The sequence below is a fragment of the Streptomyces sp. HUAS CB01 genome, from assembly GCF_030406905.1.
In the GTDB taxonomy this organism is placed as follows: Bacteria; Actinomycetota; Actinomycetes; order Streptomycetales; family Streptomycetaceae; genus Streptomyces; species Streptomyces chengbuensis.
In genome coordinates, this window is record NZ_CP129137.1 from 3,582,484 (window position 1) to 3,604,904 (window position 22,421).

The 22,421-nt window shown below is 71.8% G+C and carries 24 protein-coding genes and 1 riboswitch; of the genes, 11 read left to right on the plus strand and 13 right to left on the minus strand.

Translation table 11 applies throughout. The features are described from left to right. Positions 1 to 31: 31 nt before the first annotated feature. Both QRN89_RS15775 and QRN89_RS15780 read left to right on the plus strand, forming a co-directional pair. Entirely contained in the window at positions 32 to 1,420 is a 1,389-nt protein-coding gene (locus QRN89_RS15775) for a Cmx/CmrA family chloramphenicol efflux MFS transporter (protein ID WP_290353724.1), read from the plus strand. Continuing rightward, positions 1,417 to 2,619, plus strand: a complete 1,203-nt coding sequence (locus QRN89_RS15780) for a hypothetical protein (protein WP_290350055.1) — start codon at positions 1,417 to 1,419, stop codon at positions 2,617 to 2,619. Before QRN89_RS15775 ends, QRN89_RS15780 begins: the two co-directional genes overlap by 4 nt. Before the next feature lie 68 nt (positions 2,620 to 2,687). Here QRN89_RS15780 and QRN89_RS15785 read toward each other — a convergent pair whose 3' ends face one another. Continuing rightward, entirely contained in the window at positions 2,688 to 2,960 is a 273-nt protein-coding gene (locus QRN89_RS15785; RefSeq protein ID WP_290350056.1) for a DUF4031 domain-containing protein, read from the minus strand. Next, positions 2,957 to 3,310, minus strand: a complete 354-nt coding sequence (locus QRN89_RS15790; RefSeq protein WP_290350057.1) for a DUF8819 family protein — start codon at positions 3,308 to 3,310, stop codon at positions 2,957 to 2,959. Before QRN89_RS15790 ends, QRN89_RS15785 begins: the two co-directional genes overlap by 4 nt. 310 nt (positions 3,311 to 3,620) lie before the next feature. Between QRN89_RS15790 and QRN89_RS15795 the strand changes: the two genes are divergently transcribed. Both QRN89_RS15795 and murQ read left to right on the plus strand, forming a co-directional pair. Then, complete coding sequence (locus QRN89_RS15795) at positions 3,621 to 4,511, plus strand: MurR/RpiR family transcriptional regulator (protein ID WP_290353725.1); 891 nt, start codon at positions 3,621 to 3,623, stop codon at positions 4,509 to 4,511. A 23-nt stretch (positions 4,512 to 4,534) separates the two neighbouring features. Beyond that, positions 4,535 to 5,461: an N-acetylmuramic acid 6-phosphate etherase gene (murQ, locus tag QRN89_RS15800; protein WP_290350058.1), complete on the plus strand. Its 927-nt coding sequence runs from the start codon at positions 4,535 to 4,537 to the stop codon at positions 5,459 to 5,461. Between the two features lie 272 nt (positions 5,462 to 5,733). Here the strand turns inward: murQ and QRN89_RS15805 are convergent, their stop codons facing one another. The 6 genes from QRN89_RS15805 to QRN89_RS15830 all read right to left on the minus strand — a co-directional run bounded on the left by QRN89_RS15805 (position 5,734) and on the right by QRN89_RS15830 (position 9,613). After that, positions 5,734 to 6,423, minus strand: a complete 690-nt coding sequence (locus QRN89_RS15805; RefSeq protein ID WP_290350059.1) for an ABC transporter ATP-binding protein — start codon at positions 6,421 to 6,423, stop codon at positions 5,734 to 5,736. Positions 6,424 to 6,478: 55 nt separating this feature from the next. After that, a complete protein-coding gene (locus tag QRN89_RS15810) occupies positions 6,479 to 7,939 on the minus strand; it encodes an ABC transporter permease (protein ID WP_290350061.1) in 1,461 nt (486 codons plus the stop codon). A gap of 97 nt (positions 7,940 to 8,036) precedes the next feature. Continuing rightward, the gene (locus QRN89_RS15815; protein ID WP_290350062.1) at positions 8,037 to 8,159 is read right to left on the minus strand and encodes a hypothetical protein; all 123 of its coding nucleotides are present in this window, start codon (positions 8,157 to 8,159) and stop codon (positions 8,037 to 8,039) included. 76 nt (positions 8,160 to 8,235) lie between these two features. Beyond that, complete coding sequence (locus QRN89_RS15820; protein WP_290350063.1) at positions 8,236 to 9,036, minus strand: putative protein N(5)-glutamine methyltransferase; 801 nt, start codon at positions 9,034 to 9,036, stop codon at positions 8,236 to 8,238. Between the two features lie 140 nt (positions 9,037 to 9,176). Next, a complete protein-coding gene (locus QRN89_RS15825; RefSeq protein ID WP_290353983.1) occupies positions 9,177 to 9,392 on the minus strand; it encodes a hypothetical protein in 216 nt (71 codons plus the stop codon). After that, positions 9,389 to 9,613, minus strand: a complete 225-nt coding sequence (locus tag QRN89_RS15830; protein ID WP_290350064.1) for a hypothetical protein — start codon at positions 9,611 to 9,613, stop codon at positions 9,389 to 9,391. The genes QRN89_RS15825 and QRN89_RS15830 overlap by 4 nt, the downstream gene beginning before the upstream one ends. A gap of 108 nt (positions 9,614 to 9,721) precedes the next feature. Between QRN89_RS15830 and QRN89_RS15835 the strand changes: the two genes are divergently transcribed. From QRN89_RS15835 to QRN89_RS15850, 4 genes are all read left to right on the plus strand, one after another. After that, on the plus strand, positions 9,722 to 10,564 hold the full coding sequence (locus QRN89_RS15835; RefSeq protein WP_290353726.1) for a helix-turn-helix domain-containing protein: 843 nt from the start codon (positions 9,722 to 9,724) through the stop codon (positions 10,562 to 10,564). After that, the gene (locus QRN89_RS15840) at positions 10,545 to 10,814 is read left to right on the plus strand and encodes a DUF397 domain-containing protein (RefSeq protein ID WP_093657414.1); all 270 of its coding nucleotides are present in this window, start codon (positions 10,545 to 10,547) and stop codon (positions 10,812 to 10,814) included. The genes QRN89_RS15835 and QRN89_RS15840 overlap by 20 nt, the downstream gene beginning before the upstream one ends. Positions 10,815 to 11,040: 226 nt before the next feature. Next, positions 11,041 to 11,901: a hypothetical protein gene (locus QRN89_RS15845; RefSeq protein WP_435833256.1), complete on the plus strand. Its 861-nt coding sequence runs from the start codon at positions 11,041 to 11,043 to the stop codon at positions 11,899 to 11,901. Between the two features lie 87 nt (positions 11,902 to 11,988). Then, positions 11,989 to 12,213 (plus strand): hypothetical protein, encoded by a 225-nt coding sequence (locus QRN89_RS15850; protein WP_290350065.1) that lies wholly within the window; start codon positions 11,989 to 11,991, stop codon positions 12,211 to 12,213. Here the strand turns inward: QRN89_RS15850 and QRN89_RS15855 are convergent. Further along, positions 12,194 to 13,186, minus strand: coding sequence for an amidohydrolase family protein (locus QRN89_RS15855; protein ID WP_290350066.1), 993 nt, complete (start codon positions 13,184 to 13,186; stop codon positions 12,194 to 12,196). The two genes, QRN89_RS15850 and QRN89_RS15855, sit on opposite strands and share 20 nt — an antisense overlap. A 356-nt stretch (positions 13,187 to 13,542) precedes the next feature. Here QRN89_RS15855 and QRN89_RS15860 point away from each other — a divergent pair, with 356 nt between their 5' ends. After that, entirely contained in the window at positions 13,543 to 15,402 is a 1,860-nt protein-coding gene (locus QRN89_RS15860) for a PAS domain S-box protein (RefSeq protein ID WP_290353728.1), read from the plus strand. Positions 15,403 to 15,573: 171 nt separating this feature from the next. Here the strand turns inward: QRN89_RS15860 and groL are convergent, their stop codons facing one another. The 4 genes from groL to thrC all read right to left on the minus strand — a co-directional run bounded on the left by groL (position 15,574) and on the right by thrC (position 20,057). Next, positions 15,574 to 17,196, minus strand: a complete 1,623-nt coding sequence (groL, locus tag QRN89_RS15865; RefSeq protein ID WP_290350067.1) for a chaperonin GroEL — start codon at positions 17,194 to 17,196, stop codon at positions 15,574 to 15,576. Between the two features lie 651 nt (positions 17,197 to 17,847). Then, a complete protein-coding gene (locus tag QRN89_RS15870) occupies positions 17,848 to 18,051 on the minus strand; it encodes a cold-shock protein (protein ID WP_003986833.1) in 204 nt (67 codons plus the stop codon). Positions 18,052 to 18,492: 441 nt separating this feature from the next. Beyond that, positions 18,493 to 18,768, minus strand: coding sequence for a MoaD/ThiS family protein (locus tag QRN89_RS15875; protein WP_290350072.1), 276 nt, complete (start codon positions 18,766 to 18,768; stop codon positions 18,493 to 18,495). Beyond that, positions 18,765 to 20,057, minus strand: coding sequence for a threonine synthase (gene thrC / locus QRN89_RS15880; RefSeq protein WP_290350073.1), 1,293 nt, complete (start codon positions 20,055 to 20,057; stop codon positions 18,765 to 18,767). Before thrC ends, QRN89_RS15875 begins: the two co-directional genes overlap by 4 nt. Positions 20,058 to 20,074: 17 nt before the next feature. Further along, a riboswitch (SAM riboswitch) is annotated at positions 20,075 to 20,220 on the minus strand. A gap of 116 nt (positions 20,221 to 20,336) precedes the next feature. Here thrC and QRN89_RS15885 point away from each other — a divergent pair. Beyond that, positions 20,337 to 21,296 (plus strand): glucosyl-3-phosphoglycerate synthase, encoded by a 960-nt coding sequence (locus QRN89_RS15885; protein WP_290350075.1) that lies wholly within the window; start codon positions 20,337 to 20,339, stop codon positions 21,294 to 21,296. Positions 21,297 to 21,385: 89 nt separating this feature from the next. Then, the gene (locus tag QRN89_RS15890; RefSeq protein WP_290350077.1) at positions 21,386 to 22,285 is read left to right on the plus strand and encodes a DUF7927 domain-containing protein; all 900 of its coding nucleotides are present in this window, start codon (positions 21,386 to 21,388) and stop codon (positions 22,283 to 22,285) included. Positions 22,286 to 22,421 lie beyond the last annotated feature (136 nt).

Genomic DNA, 22,421 nt, shown 5'->3' on the forward strand with positions numbered 1-22,421 from the left:
GCCCGCAGCATCCGCCGGTCCCCGCCCCCGTATGCCGCTGGCCGTCTACATCCTGGGCCTCTCGGTCTTCGCGCTCGGCACCAGCGAGTTCATGCTGTCCGGGCTGCTGCCGCCCATCGCCGAGGACATGGACGTCTCGATCCCGCGCGCGGGGCTGCTGATCTCCGCGTTCGCCATCGGGATGGTCGTGGGAGCGCCGCTGCTCGCCGTGGCGACCCTGCGGCTGCCCCGCCGCGCCACGCTCGTCACCCTGATCACCGTCTTCGGGCTGGGCCAGGTCGCCGGCGCGCTGGCACCCACGTACGAGGTCCTCTTCGTGTCGCGGGTGGTCAGCGCCCTCGCCTGTGCCGGCTTCTGGGCGGTGGGCGCGGCGGTGGCCATGGCGATGGTGCCCGTCGACTCGCGCGCCCGCGCGATGGCCGTGATGATCGGCGGGCTGTCGATCGCCAACGTCCTGGGCGTCCCGGCCGGCGCGTTCCTCGGGGAGCACCTCGGCTGGCGCTCGGCGTTCTGGGCGGTCGGCGCGGCCTCCGCGGTGGCCCTGGTCGGCGTGCTGACCAGGATCCCGCCCATCCCGGTGCCCGACGAGAAGCCGCGGCTCCACCGCGAACTCACCATCTACCGCGACCGTCAGGTCTGGCTCGCCGTCGCGGTCACCGCACTGTCCGCGGGTGGCGTCTTCTGCGTGTTCTCCTATCTGGCGCCGCTGCTCACCGACGTCGCCGGACTCGGTGACGGCTGGGTGCCGACCGTCCTGGGGCTCTTCGGCGTCGGCGCGCTGCTCGGCACGGCGATCGGCGGCCGCATCGCCGACGCGCACCTCTTCGGCGTGATGCTCGGCGGCATCACCGCCTCGACGGTGCTGCTGGCCGTGCTCGCCCTGACCGCCGCTTCGCCGGTGGCGGCGGTGGGCCTGTCGTTCCTCATCGGCGTCGCGTCGTTCTTCACGGCCCCCGCCCTGAACGCCCGGATGTTCAACGTCGCGGGCGCGGCTCCCACGCTGGCCGCCGCGACGACCACCGCCGCCTTCAACCTGGGGAACACCAGCGGGCCCTGGCTCGGCGGCACGGTCATCGACGCGGGGCTCGGCTTCGCCGCCACGGCGTGGGCGGGGGCTGCGATGACCCTCGCCGCCCTCGGGCTCGTCGCCCTGGCCCTGCGATTCGAGCGCCGGGGGGGCGGACCCGGCGCACGGGAAGAGCCGCGTGGTGGTCTCGTCCTCCGTCGGCCGGGACACCGGCGCGACGCGCTGCGGCACGGCCTGACGCACCGGGGTGCCCGTGCCCGTCCCGGGCCGAACGCACCGCCGCCGGGGTTGCGCCGGATGGCGGGCGCCTCGGTTGCCGGTGTGCGGCGCCGGGGTGAGGGTCGCTCAGGGGGAGGTAGAGCCCCGTCAGTCTTCTCCTGGAGCGCCCAATGAGAATCGTCGCGAGCGCGGGCGGCGCCGTCGCCCTGGCTCTGGCCGTCGTACCGATGACCCCGGTCCAGGCGGCCTCCCTCAACCCCGACAACGGAAACGACCGCATCGCCTGCAGCACGAGTGCTCTGACGAACGCCATCGACGGCGTCCTCGGTGCGGACGGCGGCACGATCGAACTGGCTCGCGACTGCCGCTACGTCCTGACGTCAGCCCTCCCGACCATCGACGAGCCCGTCACCCTGCGCGGAGGCAAGGGCACGAGCATCGAACGCTCGGTCGCGGCCGGTACGCCCCAGTTCCGCATCTTCGAGGTCGGCGGGTCCGCCGGATTCCTCACCCTGGACGACCTGACCGTGAAGAACGGCGACGGCGCGGGCGACGGAGGGGCGGTCCTCGTCAGAACCGGCCGGACCCTGCTCCTCAAGTCCGCCACGCTCACGCGCAACCGGGCAGCGGGCAACGGCGGGGCGGTCGCGAACGACGGCGGGCGGGTGATCCTCCGGGACAGCAAGGTGGAGAAGAACAGCGCGGGCGTCGACGGAGGCGGTATCCACACCTCCGGCGGTGTGGTCTCCCTCGATTCCAGCGCCGTCAGCCAGAACAGGGCGACGGCCGACGGGGGCGGAGTGGCCTCCGCCGACGGCTATGTGACCGCCACCCACAGCAGTGTGGACAAGAACGAAGCCGACGGCGGCGGCGGTGTCGACAACGACGGGACGGCGGACCTCCAGTCCACCGGTGTCACCGGCAACAGGGCCGGCGGGGACGGCGGCGGCATCCGCAACACGGGCACCCTGATCGTCGGTCGCAGCAGCGTCAACAAGAACACCGCGGCGAACGGCGGCGGGATCCACAACACCGGACTCCTGTGGATCGGCCGCAGTGTGGTCAAGGAGAACGTCGCCGACGCCGACGGCGGCGGCCTCTGGAACGACAACGAGGCCACGGTGGAGTCGAGCGACATCACCGGCAACGAGACCAGGGACGCCGGCTCGCAGGGCGGCGGCGTCTACAACGAGGACGGCGCCCCCGGCGGCAACACCGTCCTGACCGACAGCACCGTCACGAAGAACCAGGCGTCGGTCGGCGGCGGCATCTTCCGCGCCTCCGGCTCCGTCACCCTCAACCGGACCCGTGTGAAGGAGAACGTCCCCGACAACTGCAGCCCCAGCGGGACGGTCGCCGGCTGCGTCGGCTGACCGGGCGGCACACCGGCCCTGCCGCACCCGCGGGAGGGCCGTCCCGTCGTACGGCCGTTCCCGCCGGCCTACCGGCCGCCACCCCCGTGCTTCCGGCGCCGCAGTCCCGCCTCCGTGAGCCGCCGGACCAGTTCCTTCGACCCGATCTCGACCGCGCCGGCGCGCACGGCGTCCTCGTAGCGGTGCGCGGGCACGTCGTAGTGGTCGCGTTCGAAGGCACGGGTGGGGCAGCCGATCGACGCGGCGAAGGCGTGGAGTTCCTCGAACGACACATCGCTGACCAGGTGGGACCACAGCATCCCGTGCCCCGGCCAGGTCGGCGGGTCGATGTAGACGGTCACGGCAGGCCGCCGACGGGCGCGACCACGACGCCCGCCTTGCCGCACACCCAGTGCGGGTCGGGGCCCAACTCGGGTTCCACGTCCAGTGCGTGCGGCTCACCGGAGGTGCAGACCGGGCACAGCGGCCACCGCCCGTACCGTTCCAGCAGGGCGTCCTGTACGTCCTGGGCGATCAGCCCGGCCACGTACTCCGCACCCTCCGGCCACTGCTCGACCCACCAACGGCGCTCCCGGACCGCCTCCTCGACGAGGGAGACGACCTCGGCGTGCGCCACGTCACGGGCGGTGAGGTCAGCGAGGACGAGGGCGCGGGCGGCATGCAGCGCCTGCTCGAGCGGGTTGGCGTCCATACCGTCATTGTCACCCTTTCGGGTGCGGGCCCCCAGCACGGCCCCGCACCTCCCGGGACGAGGGTCCCCGGGGACTCCGTCCACCGGACAAAGGGGGTTGACCGTTCACAGCGGACGAAAATATCTTTCAACTGTGACCAAGGACCTGAAGGATTCTTTCAATGCTCCGGGATCCGGCAGACGCCCCGGCGCGGCCGCCCCGGTCCGGCCGGGCACGTCCGCCTCAGGTGGCACCGGCACCCCTGGTGACGGCGGCACACGCAGGGGCGCCACGAAGAGCGGCGGCACCGGTGGCACGAGCGGCGGCACCGTGGGCGACGTCCCGCCCGCCCCGGCCGCTCTCGCTGCGAAGGTCCGCACCCTCGCCCCCTCCATGACCCGCTCCATGCAGCGGGTCGCCGAAGCCGTCGCGGGCGACCCGGCAGGCTGCGCGGCGCTCACGGTCACCGGACTCGCCGAACGCACCGGCACCAGCGAGGCCACGGTCGTCCGGACCGCCCGGCTCCTCGGCTACCCCGGCTACCGCGATCTGCGACTCGCGCTCGCCGGCCTCGCCGCCCAGCAGCAGTCGGGCCGCGCCCCGTCCGTCACCGCCGACATCGCGGTCGACGACCCGATAGCCGACGTCGTCGCGAAGCTCGCGTACGACGAGCAGCAGACCCTCGCCGACACCGCCGCGGGCCTGGACACCGTCCAGCTGGGCGCCGCCGTCACGGCCCTCGCCGGCGCGCGCCGCATCGACATCTACGGCGTGGGCGCGTCCGGCCTGGTCGCCCAGGACCTCGCCCAGAAGCTCCTGCGCATCGGACTGGTCGCCCACCCGCACAGCGACCCCCATCTCGCCGTCACCAACGCCGTGCAGCTCCGCTCCGGCGACGCGGCCGTGGCGATCAGCCACTCCGGCTCGACCGGCGACATCATCGAGCCGCTGCGCGTCGCGTTCGATCACGGAGCGACGACCGTCGCGATCACCGGCCGTCCGGACGGGCCGGTCTCCCAGTACGCGGACCACGTCCTGACGACCTCGACGGCACGCGAGACCGACCTGCGCCCGGCCGCCATGTCCTCGCGGACGAGCCAGCTCCTCGTCGTCGACTGCCTGTTCATCGGCGTCATGCAGCGCACCTACGAGACGGCCGCACCGGCCCTCGCCGCCTCGTACGAGGCCCTCGCGCACCGCCACACCCCCCGCACCCGCTGAACCACCCGAGAGAGCCGCCTCCCATGACCTCCACTCCCGGACCGGCCGAACTGCGCGCGCAGTTGGAGAGCCTCACGACCGAGGCGTTCCGCCCCGAGCTCGCCGACATCGACCGGCTTCCGACCGCAGAGATCGCCCGCATCATGAACGGCGAGGACCGGACCGTCCCCGACGCCGTCGCCACCCGGCTCCCGGCCATCGCCGCCGCGATCGACGCGACCGCCGACCGCATGGCCCGCGGCGGCCGGCTGGTCTACGCGGGCGCGGGCACGGCGGGCCGGCTCGGCGTCCTGGACGCGAGCGAGTGCCCGCCGACGTTCAACACCGGCCCGGACGAGGTCGTCGGCCTGATCGCGGGCGGCCCGTCGGCGATGGTCGAGGCGGTCGAGGGCGCGGAGGACTCCGAGGAGCTGGCCGCCGCCGACCTCGACGGTCTGGGCCTGACGGCGCTCGACACCGTGGTCGGCATCTCCGCCTCCGGCCGCACCCCGTACGCCGTCGGGGCCGTCGAGCACGCCCGGACGGCCGGCGCCCTCACCATCGGCCTCTCCTGCAATGCGGGCAGCGCACTGGCCGCGGCGGCGGAGCACGGCATCGAGGTGGTCGTCGGACCCGAACTCCTCACCGGATCGACCCGGTTGAAGGCGGGCACGGCACAGAAGCTGGTGCTCAACATGATCTCGACCATCACGATGATCCGCCTGGGCAAGACGTACGGGAACCTGATGGTCGACGTCCGCGCCTCGAACGAGAAGCTCCGCGCCCGCTCCCGGCGCATCGTGAAGCTCGCGACCGACGCGCCGGACGCGGCCGTGGAGACGGCGCTGACCGCGGCGGACGGCGAGGTCAAGACGGCGATCCTGATGCTGCTCGCCGACGTCGACGCCCTGACGGCCGCGGACCTCCTCAAGCGCGCCCACGGGCACCTCCGCGAGGCACTCCGCCTCTGACCCGGCGCGCGGGCCGTGCCTCTTGCACGCCGTGAGGGGCCGGCACCTCGTCCTCCGTGACGAGGGCCGGCACCCCCGACGTTCGTGACGGGAGCCGGCAGCGGGCCGGGGACGGCCCGCCCTGAAGCAGGCCGGCCCGTGGGACGGCCGGCACGAACGTCCCCGGGAACGGGACCGCGGACACGGCGAGCCGGCCGGGCCCGCGTCCCCGGAGGAACGCGGGCCCGGTACACCCACCCACCCGAACCGCCCCGCCCCGCCCGGCGGGAGCACTACACCGCGCCGACCGCCTGCTCCCGGATCGTCACCCGGCCCTTCCTGATCGTCGCGACCCTCGGCGCCCGCCGTGCCAGCACCGAGTCATGGGTGACCATCACGAACGTCAGCCCGTTCTCCTCCCACAGCCCTTCCAGCAGCTCCATGATCTCGTCGCGCATGGACTCGTCCAGGTTGCCCGTCGGCTCGTCGGCCAGCAGCACCGCCGGACGTTTCACCAGCGCCCGCGCGATGGCGACCCGCTGCTGCTGACCGCCGGACAGCTCGCCCGGCAGATGTCCCCGCCGCTCCCCGAGCCCGACCGACACCAGCGCCTCGCCGGCCCGCTCGCGCCGCTCGGCCGCCTTCAGTCCGAGCGGTACGAGCGCGGTCTCCACGTTCTCCTGCGCCGTGAGCGTCGGCACCAGGTTGAATCCCTGGAAGACGAAGCCGATCTTCTCGGCCCGCACCCGGGTGAGCCGTGCCTCGGGCAGCGTCGCGAGGTCGACCCCGTCCAGCACCACCGCTCCCTCGCTCGGCCGGTCCAGGCCGCCGAGCATCTGCAGCAGCGTCGACTTGCCGCCGCCCGTCGGGCCCTGGATGACCAGCCGGCCGCCGTCCGGGATCGTCAGGTCCACCCCGTCGAGGGCCCGGACGGTGTCCTTGCCGCGCTGATAGCGCTTGGTGACGCCTGTGAGCTCGTACATCGTGATTCAACTCCTGCTGTGCGTGGTGACGTTCGTCGGTGGATCGGGACGGCCACTACTCGACGCGCCGCAGCGCGTCCGCCGGCCGCAGCCGCGACGCCCGCCAGCCGCCGAATCCGCCCGCGATCAGTCCGCCCGCGACCGCGAGCGCGACGGCGAGCCCGATCGTGGTGAGGGACACCGGAGCGGTGAGCGCGATGTCGAGGGCCCTGGACGCGCCGTCGCTCATGGGGCCGCCCGGCCCGCCCGGACCGCCGACGAGCATCCGGCCACCGCCGCCCGCGCCGCCCCCGCCGCCGGCACCCAACTGAGCGGTGAGCGTGGGACTGAACGCGGTGATCGCCCAGGCACCCGCGAGCCCGACCCCGATGCCCAGCGCCCCGCCGATCAGGCCGTTGACGAGCGCCTCGCCCGCCACCTGCCCCGTGACCCGGCGGCTCTTCCAGCCCAGTGCCTTCAGCGTGCCGAACTCGCGCACCCGCCTGCTCACCGCGGACGACGTCAGCAGCCCCGCCACCAGGAACGCCGCCACCAGCACCACGATCGACAGCCACTTGCCGACGCCCGCCGCCAGGTCGGAGGCCGTGGACAGCGAGCCCGAGACCGTCTGGGCGAGATCGGCGGACGTGGTCACCGTCGTGCCGGAGATGTTCTTCTGGATCGTGTCCTTGACGCCCGCGATCCGCTGCGAGTCGGTCGCCTTCACATAGACGGTCGTGATCTTGTCCTTGGCGTCCGCGAGGGTCTGTGCCCGGGCGAGCGGCAGATAGACGTCGGCGGCCGCGTCCCCGCTGTCCGCCGTGGCGATGCCGACGACGGTGAACTTCGTGCCCGAGACGGTCAGCGTCCCGCCGACCTTCAGCTTCTTCTCCTTGGCGTACGCACTGTCGACGACGGCGACGGCCGCCGAGGTCTCGCCCGCCGCGAACGTACGCCCCGATGTGATCTTCGACGAGGTCAGCGGTCCGAGACCCTGACGGGCCACGTCCGTCCCGTACACGGAGTACGAGTCGACGTCGAAGTCCGCACCGCCGCCGCGGACCTCCCCGGCGGCCGGGCCACCGCGCTTGACCTCCCCCGGCTCCTGCTTGAACTCGCCCGGCTTGAACTGCCCGTCGACCTTCATGACCCGCACGTTCAGGCCGCCGACCGCGTCCGCGACCCCGTCCTGCCCGGCGACCCGCGCGACCGTCGACGCCGCGAGCGTCTCGAAGCCCTGGACCATCACGATGTCCTGGCTCTGCCGGGCGTCGTCGTCACCGCCCTTGGCATCGAACCGGAACCGCGGCCGCTTCACGGTCGCGCCCTCCTCGGGCGGGGCGGCTGCCTTGGTGACGGTCATGTCGGTGCCGAGCCCGTACAGCGACTCCAGCACCCGGCCCTGCGCCCGGTTCATGCCCGCGGAGACCGAGTTGACGACGATGACCAGGGCGATTCCGAGGGCGAGCCCCGAGGCGACGACGAGCGCCGCCTTCCTGCGGCGGCGCAGCTCGCGCCTGAGGTAGGTGAAGAACATGGCGCGAAAGCTATGGAGGCGGAGTGAGGGACGGTTAAGGCCCCGATGAGACGGACATGAGAAGCGGACGGCGCCCGTGAGTCCCCGAGCCGCTCCGTCACAGCAGCACGTCCGGCCGTCGATGCCGGTGGCCCGTCAGCGCGAGCACGTCGAGCACGTCGAGCACGTCGAGCACGTCGAGCACCGCGAGCACGTCGAGCACCGCGAGCACGTCGAGCACGTCCGGTCACCGCGAACACGTCCGGTCACCGCGAACACGTCGAGCACGGGAGCACCCGCCCTGTGCCGGTGGCCCGTCAAGCGGCCGGTTTCGTCCCGACGACGACGGTGGCGTACAGCTCCTCGCACGTGGCCGCCCGCGGCACCAGCCCACTGGTGGCGACCGCCGCCAGCGCGTCCGCGGCCTGCCGCTCGCTGGTCTCGAACAGCAGGATCCCGCCGGGCGCCAGCCACTCCCCCGCCTCCGCCGTCACCCGCCGCAGCACGTCGAGCCCGTCCGTGCCGCCGTCGAGCGCGACCAGCGGCTCGTGCACACGGGCCTCGGCGGGCAGCAGCCCGACCTCCTCGGTCGGTACGTACGGAACGTTCGCGGCGAGGATGTCGACGCGCCCCCGCAGCCCGCCCGGCAGGGGATCGAACAGGTCGCCCTCATGGACCCGTGCGCCCTCGGGGAGGTTGCGCCGGGCGCACCGCACCGCGGCCGGCTCGATGTCGGAGGCGTGCAGCTCCACCGCGGATCCCGGCAGCGAGGCCGCCAGTGCCGCCCCGACGGCACCGGAACCGCAGCACAGGTCCACGACCACACCGGCGTCCGGGTGGGCGGCCACCGCCCGGCGCACGAGGAACTCGGTACGGCGCCGGGGGACGAACACCCCCGGCTCCACGGCGACCCGCAGACCGCAGAACTCCGCCCAGCCGAGGACGTGTTCCAGCGGATGGCCGCAGGCCCGCCGCTCCACCATGACGGTGAGCTCGGTGTGCGTCCGGGCGGCGGAGAGCAGCAACTCCGCCTCGTCCTCGGCGAAGACACAGCCGGCGGCCCGCAGCCTGCCGACGACGGCGGGAAGAGAAGAGGAAGGATCGAAGGAGATCGACAAGGGGAGCCTCTCGGAAGTCCGAAGCGGGGCTCCCTCACGCACCTTCGGCGACGCGGAGACGAGCACCCGGTCCTGCAGCAGCGGTAATGGGGCTCACCTCCCGACGTCCTGGTACTGGAGTCAGCAACCTTATCGCGGCCCTACCCGCGCAGCCTCCCCTGCCGGTTGCGCTCCCTGACGCGCGCCCGCAGCAGCACAGCGGGGGGCACGGGCCGCAGCGCCTCGGGAGGACAGTCCCACTCGCGCCCGCCTCCCGGCGGCCGTAGTTGCACGTACGGCCCCTCGCGCCCCATCACGCGCCCGATGCGCCCGTCCCGCGAGTCGATCACGTACTCGTCCGGCCCGCCCGCGCTCACCCGCGGGCCCCGTGGAGCACCGCGGCGAGGCGGAGCGCGGTGTCCAGGTTGCAGCGCCCCAGGTCGACCAGGGGATACGCCCCCGAATCGCTCGTCAGCGACACGAGGTCCACGCGCAACGACGGCAGGGTCACCCCCGTCGAGTCGAGCTCCTCCCGCAACTGCGCCACGACCTCCTCGGCCGCACGCAACCGCTCCTTCGGACAGGGTGGAACCACCATGCACCTCCACTCTCGGTATGTACGTTCCCTACACAGCGTGGTCATGGCGGGCTAGCCTGACCAGTGTCGAAGGCCCAACAACCCGACCTGTGTCACACGGAGTTGACCTTGCCTGGACCGAAGGATCTGGACCCGTCCACGTCTCCCAGGGCCCTGCTCGGCGCCGAACTGCGCCACGCCCGCGAGAACGCCGGCCTCAGCCAGCGGGAGCTCGGCGAACCGCTCTTCGTGAGCGCGTCGTTCATCGGCCAACTGGAGTCGGGCACACGGCGGATGCAGCCGGATGTCGCACGCAGGATCGACGAGATACTCGGCACGAACGGCTTCTTCGAGCGGAACTGCCTCGCCGCCAACAAGTCGAGATACCCGGACCACTTCGCCGAGGCGGCCGAGGCGGAAGCGGTCGCGACGACGATCCGCGAGTACGCGCCGCTGCTGATCCCGGGGCTGCTGCAGACGGAGGAGTACGCGCGGGCGGTGTTCCGTGGCGGCCGCCCCACAGCGACAGACGATGCCATCAACGAGCTGGTGGCAGCGAGACTGGAACGCTCACGGCTCCTCGACGATCCAACAAGCCCCATGGTGTGGACGGTGCTGGACGAAGCCGTGCTCCGCCGCAAAGTGGGAGGCGCTTCAGTGATGTCGGAGGCACTCCGCCATGTGGCCACCCTCGCGCGCAACCGCCGCGTCATCATGCAGGTGATGCCGTTCGACGCGGGTGCCCACATGACAGACGAGGGGGCACTGAAGCTGATGTCCTTCCCTGACGCTCCGCCGGTCGCCTATCTGCAAGCCTTGGGCACGGGCCAGTTACAGGATGATCCAGCAACAGTGGCCCGATACGAGCTGGCCTACCATCTGCTCGCGGCAGGCGCCCTGTCTCCCCGCGAGTCCCTGGCCCTGGTCGCATCGGTGGCGGAGGATTACTCGCATGAAGATCAGCAGCCCTGAGTACGACCTGAGTGCCGCGGTCTGGCGCAAATCCAGCTACAGCGGCGGCGATGGCGGCAACTGCCTCGAAGTGGCCACCTGGCGCAAGTCCACGTACAGCGGCTCCAGCGGCGGCGACTGCCTCGAAGTCGCCGACGACCACCCCGGCATCGTCCCCGTGCGCGACTCGAAGAACCCCGGCGGCCCGAAGCTCGTGTTCCGGGCCGCCGCCTGGTCCGCGTTCGTGGACGGGGTCAAGGCGGAGCGCTGAACAACTCCACGACGGAGCCCGGGGGTTGAGCCTCGGGCTCCGAGCGCTCTGAAAAGGGAATGGTGAAGGGCCTCAACCCGCCCACCCTCCCCGCTAGTTGACCGCGTGTGAGCCATTTGCCACGGAGGGTCACGACCCTCTAGCGTGTCCGGAAAACGAACAGCCCCCGTCAGGTGCGCCAACACCAGCGGGGGCTTGACCAGCAAGATCGGTAAGGTCGATCCGGATGGCTGACAGCCAGTTTAGTGCTCCCTCCCTGCCCGCGCACGCCGCTCCGCACCCGATGGCCCGCCCCGGCTACGGAAAGCGCACGACACCGGGCCAACCGCCCCGCACCGCGGCGGACTTCACGCACCTCCCACCCCGCGAGGCCGCCGTCGCCGCGTACATCGACCGGCTCGCGGACGGGGCCGACATCTCGGTGAAGACGCTGGCCAAGGTGCTTCCGTACGGGCAGTGCGCGCTGCGGACCGCCCTCAACCGCATCCAGGCCGCAGGTCATCTGCGCCGCGGGCGCGAGCACTTGGCCCGTTCCGGGAGCCCGCGATGGATCACCCGGACGTGGTGGTCGCGTGCGCCTCGGGACGACACGTGGTGGGCGGCGTACCGGCGTGGGGACGTCCCCGAGGAGGGTCCCCGGCGGCCGACGCGTTCCCGGGCGGTGATCCTGCTCGCGGCTCTCGGGCGGGAGACGCCGGCGATGTCGCTGTCCGCCGCCGAATGCGCGCAGCTCGCCCCGCTGGTGGAGGAGTGGTTCGCGCGCGGCGCCGACGAGGCGCACCTGATGCGCGCGCTCACGGCCGGTCTCCCCGTTCCGGTGCATCACCCCGCCGCGCTCGCCCGGACGCGCCTGACCGCGAAGCTCCCTCCCGAGCGACGCCCGGCGCCTCCTGTCCTCCGGGTCCTCGAATGCGGCAAGTGCGGCGCACCGGCACGTGCCGAGGCCCTGCGGGGCGGCGACTGCGCCGCGTGCCGCGGTGAGCCCAAACCGCCGGCCCGCGCCTCCGTGCTGTCGCCGTCCTCGGTACGCGCCCACGCCGCCGAGGCCCGTGCCGCCGCCCGGTCCAACGAAAGGAATCGCACATGACGGTGCAGCCCGTCCGTGCCGAACCGAGGCACGGCGGAGGGGAGCAGGCGACACCATGCCCCCCCTGCCCCCGCTGACACCCCGGACATGTCCGTCGAGGAATTCGAGGAGCTCGCCCGCCGGGCCCCCGAGACGGTCACGCTCGAATACATCAACGCCGACCGGGACACCGACAGCCTCACCGTCCACAGCGAGCCGGACGGCGACACACACCGGTTGTGCCGGTCGCACGAGTACGGCGACGAGGTCGCTCTCCCCTCCCCCGTCGACATCACCCTCGACACCGAGAAGCTCAAGGACCACGCCGGCTGACGTGCCGGCCGGTCCCGCCGCCGAGCCGGGCGGGGCTTTCGGACGGCAGCAGGTCGGCTCCGGCCTCCAGGACGCGCTCCGCCTCCTCGGGGACGAGCGTCTCCTCGATGAAGGTGACGGCCCGGCGCAGCTTGTCCCCGGTCTGGTACGGGAAGTCCGTGCCCAGCATCAGCCGTTCCGCGCCGTACGAGTCGGCCGCCGCGCGCAGGGCGGGCGCGTGGCCGTGGGCGACGGTGTCGTAGGACATCCGGCGGGCGGCTGACGTGGGCAGCTCGATGACGTCGGGCGCCTCCCACGGAACGTGGTCGTCGGCGCGCTGCAGCAGCAGGGGCAGGGCCCCGCCGAGGTGCGCGTGCACGATCCGCAGCCTCGGGAAGCGGCTCGGGACGCCTTCGAGGATCAGGTGCATCGCACAGATCGTGTCCTCCGTCGGCGCGCCCACCATCCATCTCATCCGGTTCCGCGCGATGAGCGGTGAGCCGGCGTCCCGGCCGGCCGGATGCAGACTCAGTACCGAGCCCCGGTGGTCCAACTCCTCGAGGAGCGGCCGGAAGAGGGGATCGCCGAGGCTCCGGCCGAGCACCGACGTCGTCAGCCCGGCGCCCGCCATCCCCAACTGGTCGAGTGCACGGGCGAGTTCCTCCAGCGAGGCGTCCAGATGCGGCAGGGGCAGCGCGGCGAAGGCGGAGAAGCGTTCCGGCCGGGCGCGGACGAGTTCCGCGTAGTGGTCGTTGGCCAGGCGGGTGGCCGTGACCGCTTCGGTCTCGTCCGGGAAGTACGGCGTCTGGGGGGAGACGGACAGGATCTGGTGGTCGATGCCGGCGGCGTCGTTCATCGCGAACCGTGCGTCGAGTTCCGCCGGACTGTCCCCCGCCCCCAGGCCCCGTTGCGTACCGGTGTCGTCCCGGCCGTAGGACTCGAGGAGGCGGAGATAGTCGTCGCTCCACAGGTGGGCGTGCACATCCGTCCGCACCCCTTCAGCTTCCCGCCGCCCCGGACCGGCCGCCACCGGACGGGCGGCGGACACGAACGGGGCGGCCCGGCGGCGCCCTCCCGGCGCGCCCACCCCGCCACCGGGCGTGCGAATCCATTTCCCGTTCTGCAATCGCCATCAACGGTCAGAATCGGACTTTCCGGGTATGCCGTGAGGCGTTGCGGTGAGATGTCCGGATACCGCTGCGGCGGTCACGGCCAGGGGCAGAATCCGTCCGGGAGGCAAGCATGGAAGGCATCACCACGACGGTCTCATCGGAGTCCGATCTAGACACCGATACCGTCCGAACCTGTCATTGCCGGACGATCCCGCGCCCGGGGGGTGGCGTGAGTCCCGTGGAGGAGCGGTTCCGGGGGCTGCTGGAGGCGGCACCGGACGCGATGGTCATCGTCGACGACGCCGGCACCATCCGCCTCGTCAACGCCCAGACCGAAGCCCTCTTCGGCTACCGCCGCGAAGAGCTCCTCGGCCGCCCCGTCGAGATCCTCGTCCCCGGCCGCTTCCGCAACCACCACGCCGCACACCGCGACGGCTACACCCACAACCGCCAGGTCCGCCCCATGGGCGCCGGACTCGAACTCCACGGCCTCCGCAAGGACGGCACCGAGTTCCCCGTCGAAATCAGCCTCAGCCCCCTCGAAACCACCGACGGACTCCTCGTCTCCGCCGCCGTACGCGACGTCAGCGAACGAAAAGCAGCGGAGGAGCGGTTCCGGGGGCTGCTGGAGGCGGCACCGGACGCGATGGTCATCGTCGACGACGCCGGCACCATCCGCCTCGTCAACGCCCAGACCGAAGCCCTCTTCGGCTACCGCCGCGAAGAGCTCCTCGGCCGCCCCGTCGAGATCCTCGTCCCCGGCCGCTTCCGCAACCACCACGCCGCACACCGCGACGGCTACACCCACAACCGCCAGGTCCGCCCCATGGGCGCCGGACTCGAACTCCACGGCCTCCGCAAGGACGGCACCGAGTTCCCCGTCGAAATCAGCCTCAGCCCCCTCGAAACCACCGACGGACTCCTCGTCTCCGCCGCCGTACGCGACGTCAGCGAACGAAAAGCAGCGGAGGAACGGTTCCAGGCCCTGTACGAGCAGCAGCGGCACGTCGCCCTGACCCTGCAGCGCAGCCTGATGGGCACCCCGCCGGCCGTGCCCGGGCTGGACACCGCCAGCCGCTATCTGCCCGCCACCCAGGGCGCGGGCGTCGGCGGCGACTGGTTCGACCTCGTACCCCTGGGTGCCGGACGGGTCGGCATCCTCATCGGTGACGTCATGGGACGCGGCCTGGAGGCGGCCGCCATCATGGGGCAGCTGCGGTCCGCGGCCCACGCGCTCGCCAAGACCGGGATGCAGCCCCGGCAGTTGATGCACGCGCTCGACTCGATCGTCGCCGAGCTCGACGGGCCCGACCAGTTGGTCACCTGCTGCTATCTGGTGGTTGCGCCGGACGCGGGCGAGGTGACCGTCTGCTCGGCCGGCCATCTTCCCGCTCTCGTCGCCGAACCGGGCGAGGGCGTGCGATCCCTGGATGCGCCGGTCAGCGTGCCCCTGGGCGTGGGTGACCATCTGCACCAGCAGACGACGGTGGCCATCGCTCCCGGGTCGAGCCTGATCCTGTTCACCGACGGCCTGATAGAGACACCGGCGGGAGACATCGAGGAGCAGCTCGACGCGCTCATCGACGCGCTCGACCTGGCGTTCGCCTCGGCGCACGACCTGCAGACGGTGGTGGACGAGGTGCTGGCGTCGGTCCTGCCGGCCACCGAGCACCACCACGACGACGTGACGCTGCTCCTGGCCCAGCTGCCGGCGGCCCCGCTGGCCACGGTGGTGACGGAGCTGGCGGCGGCGCCGTCGTCGGTGTCGCGGGCGCGGGCGTTCCTCGCCAAGTCCCTGGTCGACTGGGGCTGTGCCCAGGTCGCCGACGACGCGCAGCTGCTGGCGTCCGAGGTGGTCACCAACGCCATCCAGCACGGGCAGGGCCCGGTGCGCCTGCTGATGCGACGCAACAGCACCGAGCTCACCGTGGAGGTGAGCGACCACAGCCACCTTCCGCCCCAGCCCCGGCTCGCCGCCGCCGACGACGAGTCGGGGCGGGGCCTGATCCTCGTCGAGACACTGGCGGGCAGCTGGGGCGTGCGGCCGACGGACGACGGCAAGACGACGTGGTTCACGCTGCATCTGGGGCCGATGTAGCGGGCTCCTGCTTCTGGGCCGGTCAAGCGGGCCCCTGCCCGGCACACGGACCGTACGCCCGCACCGCAGCGCACCGCTCAGGGCCGCGCCGGGCACAAAGGCCGAGGGCGGCACCCCCGGGATCGGGGGTGCCGCCCTCGGTTCAGGACGGTCGATCAACCTTCAGGTCGATCAGAAGTCCATGTCACCGCCCGGCATGCCGCCCGGAGCGGCCGCGGCGGCCTTCTCCGGCTTGTCGGCGATGACGGCCTCGGTGGTGAGGAACAGCGCGGCGATCGACGCGGCGTTCTGCAGCGCGGAACGGGTCACCTTGGCCGGGTCGATGATGCCCTCGGCGATGAGGTCGACGTACTCGCCGGTCGCGGCGTTCAGGCCGTGGCCCGGGGTCAGGTTGCGCACCTTCTCCACCACGACGCCGCCCTCGAGGCCGGCGTTGACGGCGATCTGCTTCAGCGGGGCCTCCAGGGCCAGCTTCACAGCGGCGGCACCGGTGGCCTCGTCACCGTCGAGCTCGAGCTTCTCGAACACCTGGGAGGCCTGGAGCAGGGCCACGCCACCACCGGCGACGATGCCCTCCTCGACGGCCGCCTTCGCGTTGCGAACGGCGTCCTCGATGCGGTGCTTGCGCTCCTTGAGCTCGACCTCGGTCGCGGCACCGGCCTTGATGACGGCCACGCCGCCGGCCAGCTTCGCGAGGCGCTCCTGCAGCTTCTCGCGGTCGTAGTCCGAGTCGGAGTTCTCGATCTCGGCGCGGATCTGGTTGACCCGGCCCTGGACCTGGTCGCTCTCACCGGCACCGTCGACGATCGTGGTCTCGTCCTTGGTGATGACGACCTTGCGAGCGCGGCCCAGGAGGTCCAGGCCCGCGTTCTCGAGCTTGAGGCCGACCTCCTCGGAGATGACCGTGCCACCGGTGAGGATGGCGATGTCGCCGAGCATGGCCTTGCGGCGGTCGCCGAAGCCCGGGGCCTTGACGGCGACGGACTTGAAGGTGCCGCGGATCTTGTTGACGACCAGGGTCGACAGGGCCTCGCCCTCGACGTCCTCGGCGATGATCAGCAGCGGCTTGCCCGACTGCATGACCTTCTCCAGCAGCGGCAGCAGGTCCTTCACCGAGGAGACCTTGCCGTTGAAGATGAGGATGTACGGGTCCTCGAGGCCGGCCTCCATGCGCTCCATGTCGGTCGCGAAGTACGCCGAGATGTAGCCCTTGTCGAAGCGCATACCCTCGGTGAGCTCCAGCTCCAGACCGAAGGTCTGGGACTCCTCGACGGTGATGACGCCTTCCTTGCCGACCTTGTCCATCGCCTCGGCGATGAGCTCGCCGATCTGGGTGTCGGCGGCGGAGATGGAGGCGGTGGAGGCGATCTGCTCCTTGGTCTCGACCTCCTTGGCCTGGTCGAGCAGCGCACCGGAGACGGCCTCGACGGCCTTCTCGATGCCGCGCTTCAGAGCCATCGGGTTGGCGCCGGCCGCCACGTTGCGCAGGCCCTCGCGGACGAGCGCCTGGGCGAGGACGGTCGCGGTGGTCGTACCGTCACCGGCGACGTCGTCCGTCTTCTTGGCGACTTCCTTGACCAGCTCGGCGCCGATCTTCTCGTACGGGTCCTCGAGCTCGATCTCCTTGGCGATGGAGACACCGTCGTTGGTGATCGTGGGGGCGCCCCACTTCTTCTCGAGGACGACGTTCCGGCCCTTGGGGCCAAGGGTGACCTTGACGGCGTCGGCGAGCTGGTTCATCCCGCGCTCGAGACCGCGCCGTGCCTCCTCGTCGAACGCGATGATCTTGGCCATGTGAAGTGGTCCTCCCGGACTGGGGTGGATTGCTCCGGACCGCGCTGGTGCCCGCGACGGACGGCCTGCACGCCTTGTGGTTCCTTGCCCCACCCGGCCTGCGGACCTCACCGACCCGGTCCTTAGTTGTCACTCTCACTCGTAGAGTGCTAACGCCAATGATTAGCACTCGGACCCGGCGAGTGCAAGGCGCGACCGCGACTCGGGCCCCCGCCGGCACCCGGCGGCCGCGCCCGGGCCCGGGCCCGACAGAGACGCGACCCGGACCCGGCACCGGCGTGACCGCGCACGATGCGGGTACGACCCGGGCGCGATACGACCCGGGCGCGATGCGGGTACGACCCGGGTACGAAGCGCGGCGCGACCGCGCACGACGAAGGTGCGACCCGGACGCGAAGCGCCGTGCGACCGCGCACGACGAAGGTGCGACCCGGACGCGAAGCGCCGTGCGACCGCGCACGACGAAGGTGCGACCCGGACGCGGGACCGGCGTGACCGCGCAGGGCGGCCGCCGGTCCCGCCGCGGTGGAGGCACGACCCTCGCGCGGCGGCGGGTGGTCCGGCCGCGGCATGTGGCCCGGCCCCGGACACGGCGGAGGGTCCGCGCCCCTGGCACGGACCCTCCGTCACGTTGCTGCAGTCAGTCGGCGCTCAGCCGGCTACGCGGACCATGTCCGCCTGCGGCCCCTTCTGGCCCTGCGAGATCTCGAACTCGACTCGCTGACCCTCCTCCAGGGTGCGGTATCCGTCCATCTGGATCGCGCTGTAGTGGACGAAAACATCCGCACCACCGTCGACCGCGATGAAGCCATACCCCTTCTCCGCGTTGAACCACTTGACGGTGCCCTGAGCCATGCCTAACTCCCCTATTACTGGCCCTTGCACAGGACCGCACTTCGCGGACCCGGGTCAGACCTCACCCAGCGGTGTCACCGGTACCCGGAGGGGCATGCGGATGACCCATGGATGTGCGCCGGAACGCGTCGACCGCGGCTGAATGTATCTGTCCAACTGCCGTCTGCAACAGGTCAATCGGACGAGAATTCCGGGCAGGACCGAAAGGATGAATAAGAGGAAATGCGAGCATTCCCGGGCAAGTCGGGCCGGACAAAGCGCACTTACTGCGCATCACGCTCGAGCACTTTGGCTGTTTCTTGTCGTGTGCGCACGCATTCTCATATGCACCTGGCACACGCAGCGGAGGGGGCTTCCCCAACTCTATCGCGCTCAACCATGCAGAAATGCCCCCTCCGCCGAGCTTGCGGAGGGGGCACCACTGCTGACTCTGCGTGGCGTTCAGCCGCCCGCCACCGCGGGGATGATCGACACGCCGGCACCGTCCGGCGTCGCCGTCTCCAGGCCCTGCTCGAAGCGCACGTCGTCGTCGTTGACGTACACGTTCACGAACCGGCGCAGCTTGCCCTGGTCGTCCAGGACCCGGGCCGCGATGCCCGTGTGGTTCTTCTCCAGGTCGGCGATGACCTCGGCGAGGGTGGTGCCCTCGGCCGGGACCTCGGCCTGCCCGCCCGTGTAGGTGCGGAGGATGGTGGGGATGCGGACGTTGACGCTCATACGAGGCCAGCCTCTCGGAAGGAGTCCAGGTTGGGGCGGATGACTGCGGACATACCCGTGGTCGGGGCCACGGCGTCGAGGGTCTTGAGGCCGTCACCCGTGTTGACGACCACCGTGGTGAGGGCCGGGTCGATCACCCCTGCCTCGATCAGCTTCTTCGCCACGCCGAGCGTCGTACCGCCCGCGGTCTCGGTGAAGATGCCCTCCGTGCGGGCCAGCAGCTTGATCGCGTCCACGATCTCCTCGTCGGTGACGTCCTCCACGGCACCGCCGGTGCGCCGGCAGATGTCCAGCACGTACGGCCCGTCCGCCGGGTTGCCGATGGCCAGGGACTTGGCGATGGTGTCCGGCTTCTGCGGCCTGACCACGTCGTGGCCTGCCTTGAACGCCACGGACACCGGCGAGCAGCCCTGGGCCTGGGCGCCGAAGATCTTGTAGGGCCGGTCCTCGACCAGACCCAGCTTGATCAGTTCCTGGAGCCCCTTGTCGATCTTGGTGAGCTGGGAGCCGGAGGCGATGGGGATGACGATCTGGTCCGGCAGCCGCCAGCCGAGCTGCTCGCAGATCTCGTACGCCAGCGTCTTGGAGCCCTCGGCGTAGTAGGGGCGGAGATTGACGTTGACGAAGCCCCAGCCCTCGCCCACCGGGTCGCCGATGAGCTCGGAGCAGAAGCGGTTGACGTCGTCGTAGTTGCCCTCGATGCCGACCAGCTCACCGCCGTAGACCGCGGCCATGACGACCTTGCCCTGCTCCAGGTCGTGCGGGATGAACACGCAGGAGCGGAAGCCGGCGCGCGCGGCGGCGGCGCCGACCGCGCCGGCCAGGTTGCCCGTGGAGGAGCAGGAGAGCGTCGTGAAGCCGAAGGCGCGGGCGGCCTCGATCGCCTGGGCGACGACCCGGTCCTTGAAGGAGTGGGTCGGGTTGCCGGAGTCGTCCTTCACCCAGAGCCCGCCGGTGACGCCCAGCTCACGGGCGAGGTTGTCGGCCTGGACGAGCTTGGTGAAGCCCGGGTTCAGATTCGGCTTGCTCGCCACGTCGGCGGGGACGGGCAGCAGCGGCGCGTAGCGCCAGATGTTCTCCGGACCGCTCTCGATCCGCTTGCGCAGCGCCTCGGGGTCGCCGCTCGGCAGGTCGTACGCGACTTCGAGCGGCCCGAAACAGGCTTCACAGGCGAAGATCGGGCCGAGGGCGAAGCGCTCGCCGCACTCGCGGCAGGAGAGCCCGGAGGCGGGGCCCAGATCGACGGTGTCGGCAGAATCGGTGGTGGTGGCGACAGTCTGCACAGCCATGGAGGCGAGGCCCTTTCTCCTCATCTTCCCCGCGGTGCGTTTCACCGCGAGACGGAATTGGCACCTTCCCAAGCCGTGGCCTCGGCCGCGATGCGCGACGAGATCGGCTGGAGGGTTGCCGGGGCTTCAACGGGCCGTGTCCCTCTGCCCCTCTGGATGAGCGGTATTCGATTGTTTCCGCGACGACCCCGACATGCATCGGCGGTCCGCGTTGTTCAAGACTGTAACCGAACCCCCGGACGCCTGAGACGGTCGTCCGATCCGCGAGATGGAGATCACGTGCTGGAAGAGGTGGAGCGCTGGCTGGCCCGGCGGTCCTGGTCGGTGGCGGACCGGCCACTGGACCGGCTGCTGTCCGCCAAGCAGGACACCACGGTCAGCGTGGTGCTCCCCGCACTCAACGAGGAGGCGACGGTCGGGGAGATCGTCACCGTCATCCGGCGCGAACTGATGACCGACGCGGTGCCGCTCGTGGACGAGCTGGTCGTCGTCGACTCGGGGTCGACGGACCGCACCGCCGAGGTGGCGGCACGGGCCGGCGCCCGCGTCGTGCACCGCGACGCGATACTCCCGCGCGTCCCGGCCGTCCCCGGCAAGGGCGAGGTGCTGTGGCGCTCCCTCCTGGTGACCGACGGCGACATCGTCTGCTTCGTGGACGCCGACCTTCAGGAGTTCTCCGCGGACTTCGTGTCCGGGATCGTCGGACCGCTGCTGACCGACCCGGAGGTGCAGTTCGTCAAGGCGATGTACGACCGGCCGCTCGGCGACACGCCCGGCCAGGGCGGCCGGGTGACCGAACTGGTGGCGCGGCCGCTGCTCAATCTGCACTGGCCGCAGCTCGCGGGGTTCGTCCAGCCGCTCGGCGGGGAGTACGCGGCGCGGCGCTCGCTGCTGGAGCGGCTGCCGTTCCCGGTCGGCTACGGGGTGGAGCTGGGCCTGCTGGTGGACGCGCTGCACACGGTGGGCCTGGACGCGCTGGCGCAGGTGGACGTGGGCGTACGGCTGCACCGCCACCAGGACGGGCAGGCGCTGGGCCGGATGGCGGCGGCGATCTACCGCACGGCCCAACTACGGCTCTCGCGAGGGCATTTGGTCCGCCCGGCGCTCACCCAGTTCGAACGCGGCGAGGACGGGTTCGTCCCGCGGACGCATGCGGTGGACACGGAGGAGCGGCCGCCGATGGCGGACATCGCCGAGTACGCGTCCCGGGCGGGGCGACGCAACACGGGCGCGGCGTAACACGGCCCAGCCGGAATGATTGTCTACATTTCGGACTTATGGGCAATGCAAGATCACAGGGCGCCGGGGTCCTCCGTTCGGTTCGGGCCGTGCCCGGACGGGACCGCACGAGGAGCCGCGGGCGCAGCAGAGGCAATCGGTCCCGGTTCCTCGGGGCCCTGACGGTCGCCGCGGGCGCCGCCGCCGCCACGACGGGCTTCGGGCCGGCGGCCACCGCCCTGTCGGCGCAGACCCCCGATCTCGAGATCACCAAGACGGCGTCGGCGAAGCGGGTCGCCCTGGGCGACACCCTCACCTTCACCATCCGGGCGAGGAACAACGGCGAGCGGGCCCTCCCCGACGTGCGCTTCACCGACGATCTCGGCGGCACCCTCGACGACGCCGTCTACGACCGCAACGCCCGGGCCACCTTCGGCCGGGTCGCGTACAACGAGCCCGTGCTCTCGTACTCGGGTGCCATCCCGGCCGGGAGGACGGCGACCCTCACCTACTCGGTCACCGTCGGCGGCGAGGACGGCGGCGACGGTGGCGACGGCCGGCTCGGCGGCGGCCTGGAGGTCCAGTCCCCGCAGTCCAACTGCGCCGGCGGCACCAGGGACGCCCGGTGCGCGGCGACCCCGGTGGCCGAGGAGGTCGGGGAGCTCGGGGCTCCGCGGTCGGACTTCGGCGACGAGGAGAGTTTCGACGACAGCCTCGAACAGGGCCACGAGGACGGCCTGGACGAGGAGATCGCGGAGGACGGCGACCCGGAGGGGGCGGGCGTGCCGCCGGCCCTCGGCGGCCCCGGCAGCGCGGCCGGCGCCGGGCACGCCGGTCCCCCGGGCCACGACAGCGGCAGCGGCAGCGGGAGCGGGAGCCGGCCCGTCGGCCAGATCGCGGCGGCGGGTCACGACAGCGAGCGGCTCTGGCTCCTCGGCGGAGTCGCCCTGGCGCTCTCGGCCGCGGGCGCCATCGCGCTCGCGGCGACGCGCGACCGGGGGAACCATTGATCAGGTGAACGCGGCGGGTTCCCGGCGAACGCCCGGGACGGGAGGTGCGGGTCCGGGTGCCCCCGGCCGGTGGTTCGTGGGCCCGTGGTCGTGGGCGGTCGTGGGCCCGAGGTCGGGGCCACCGAACCGGGGCCGT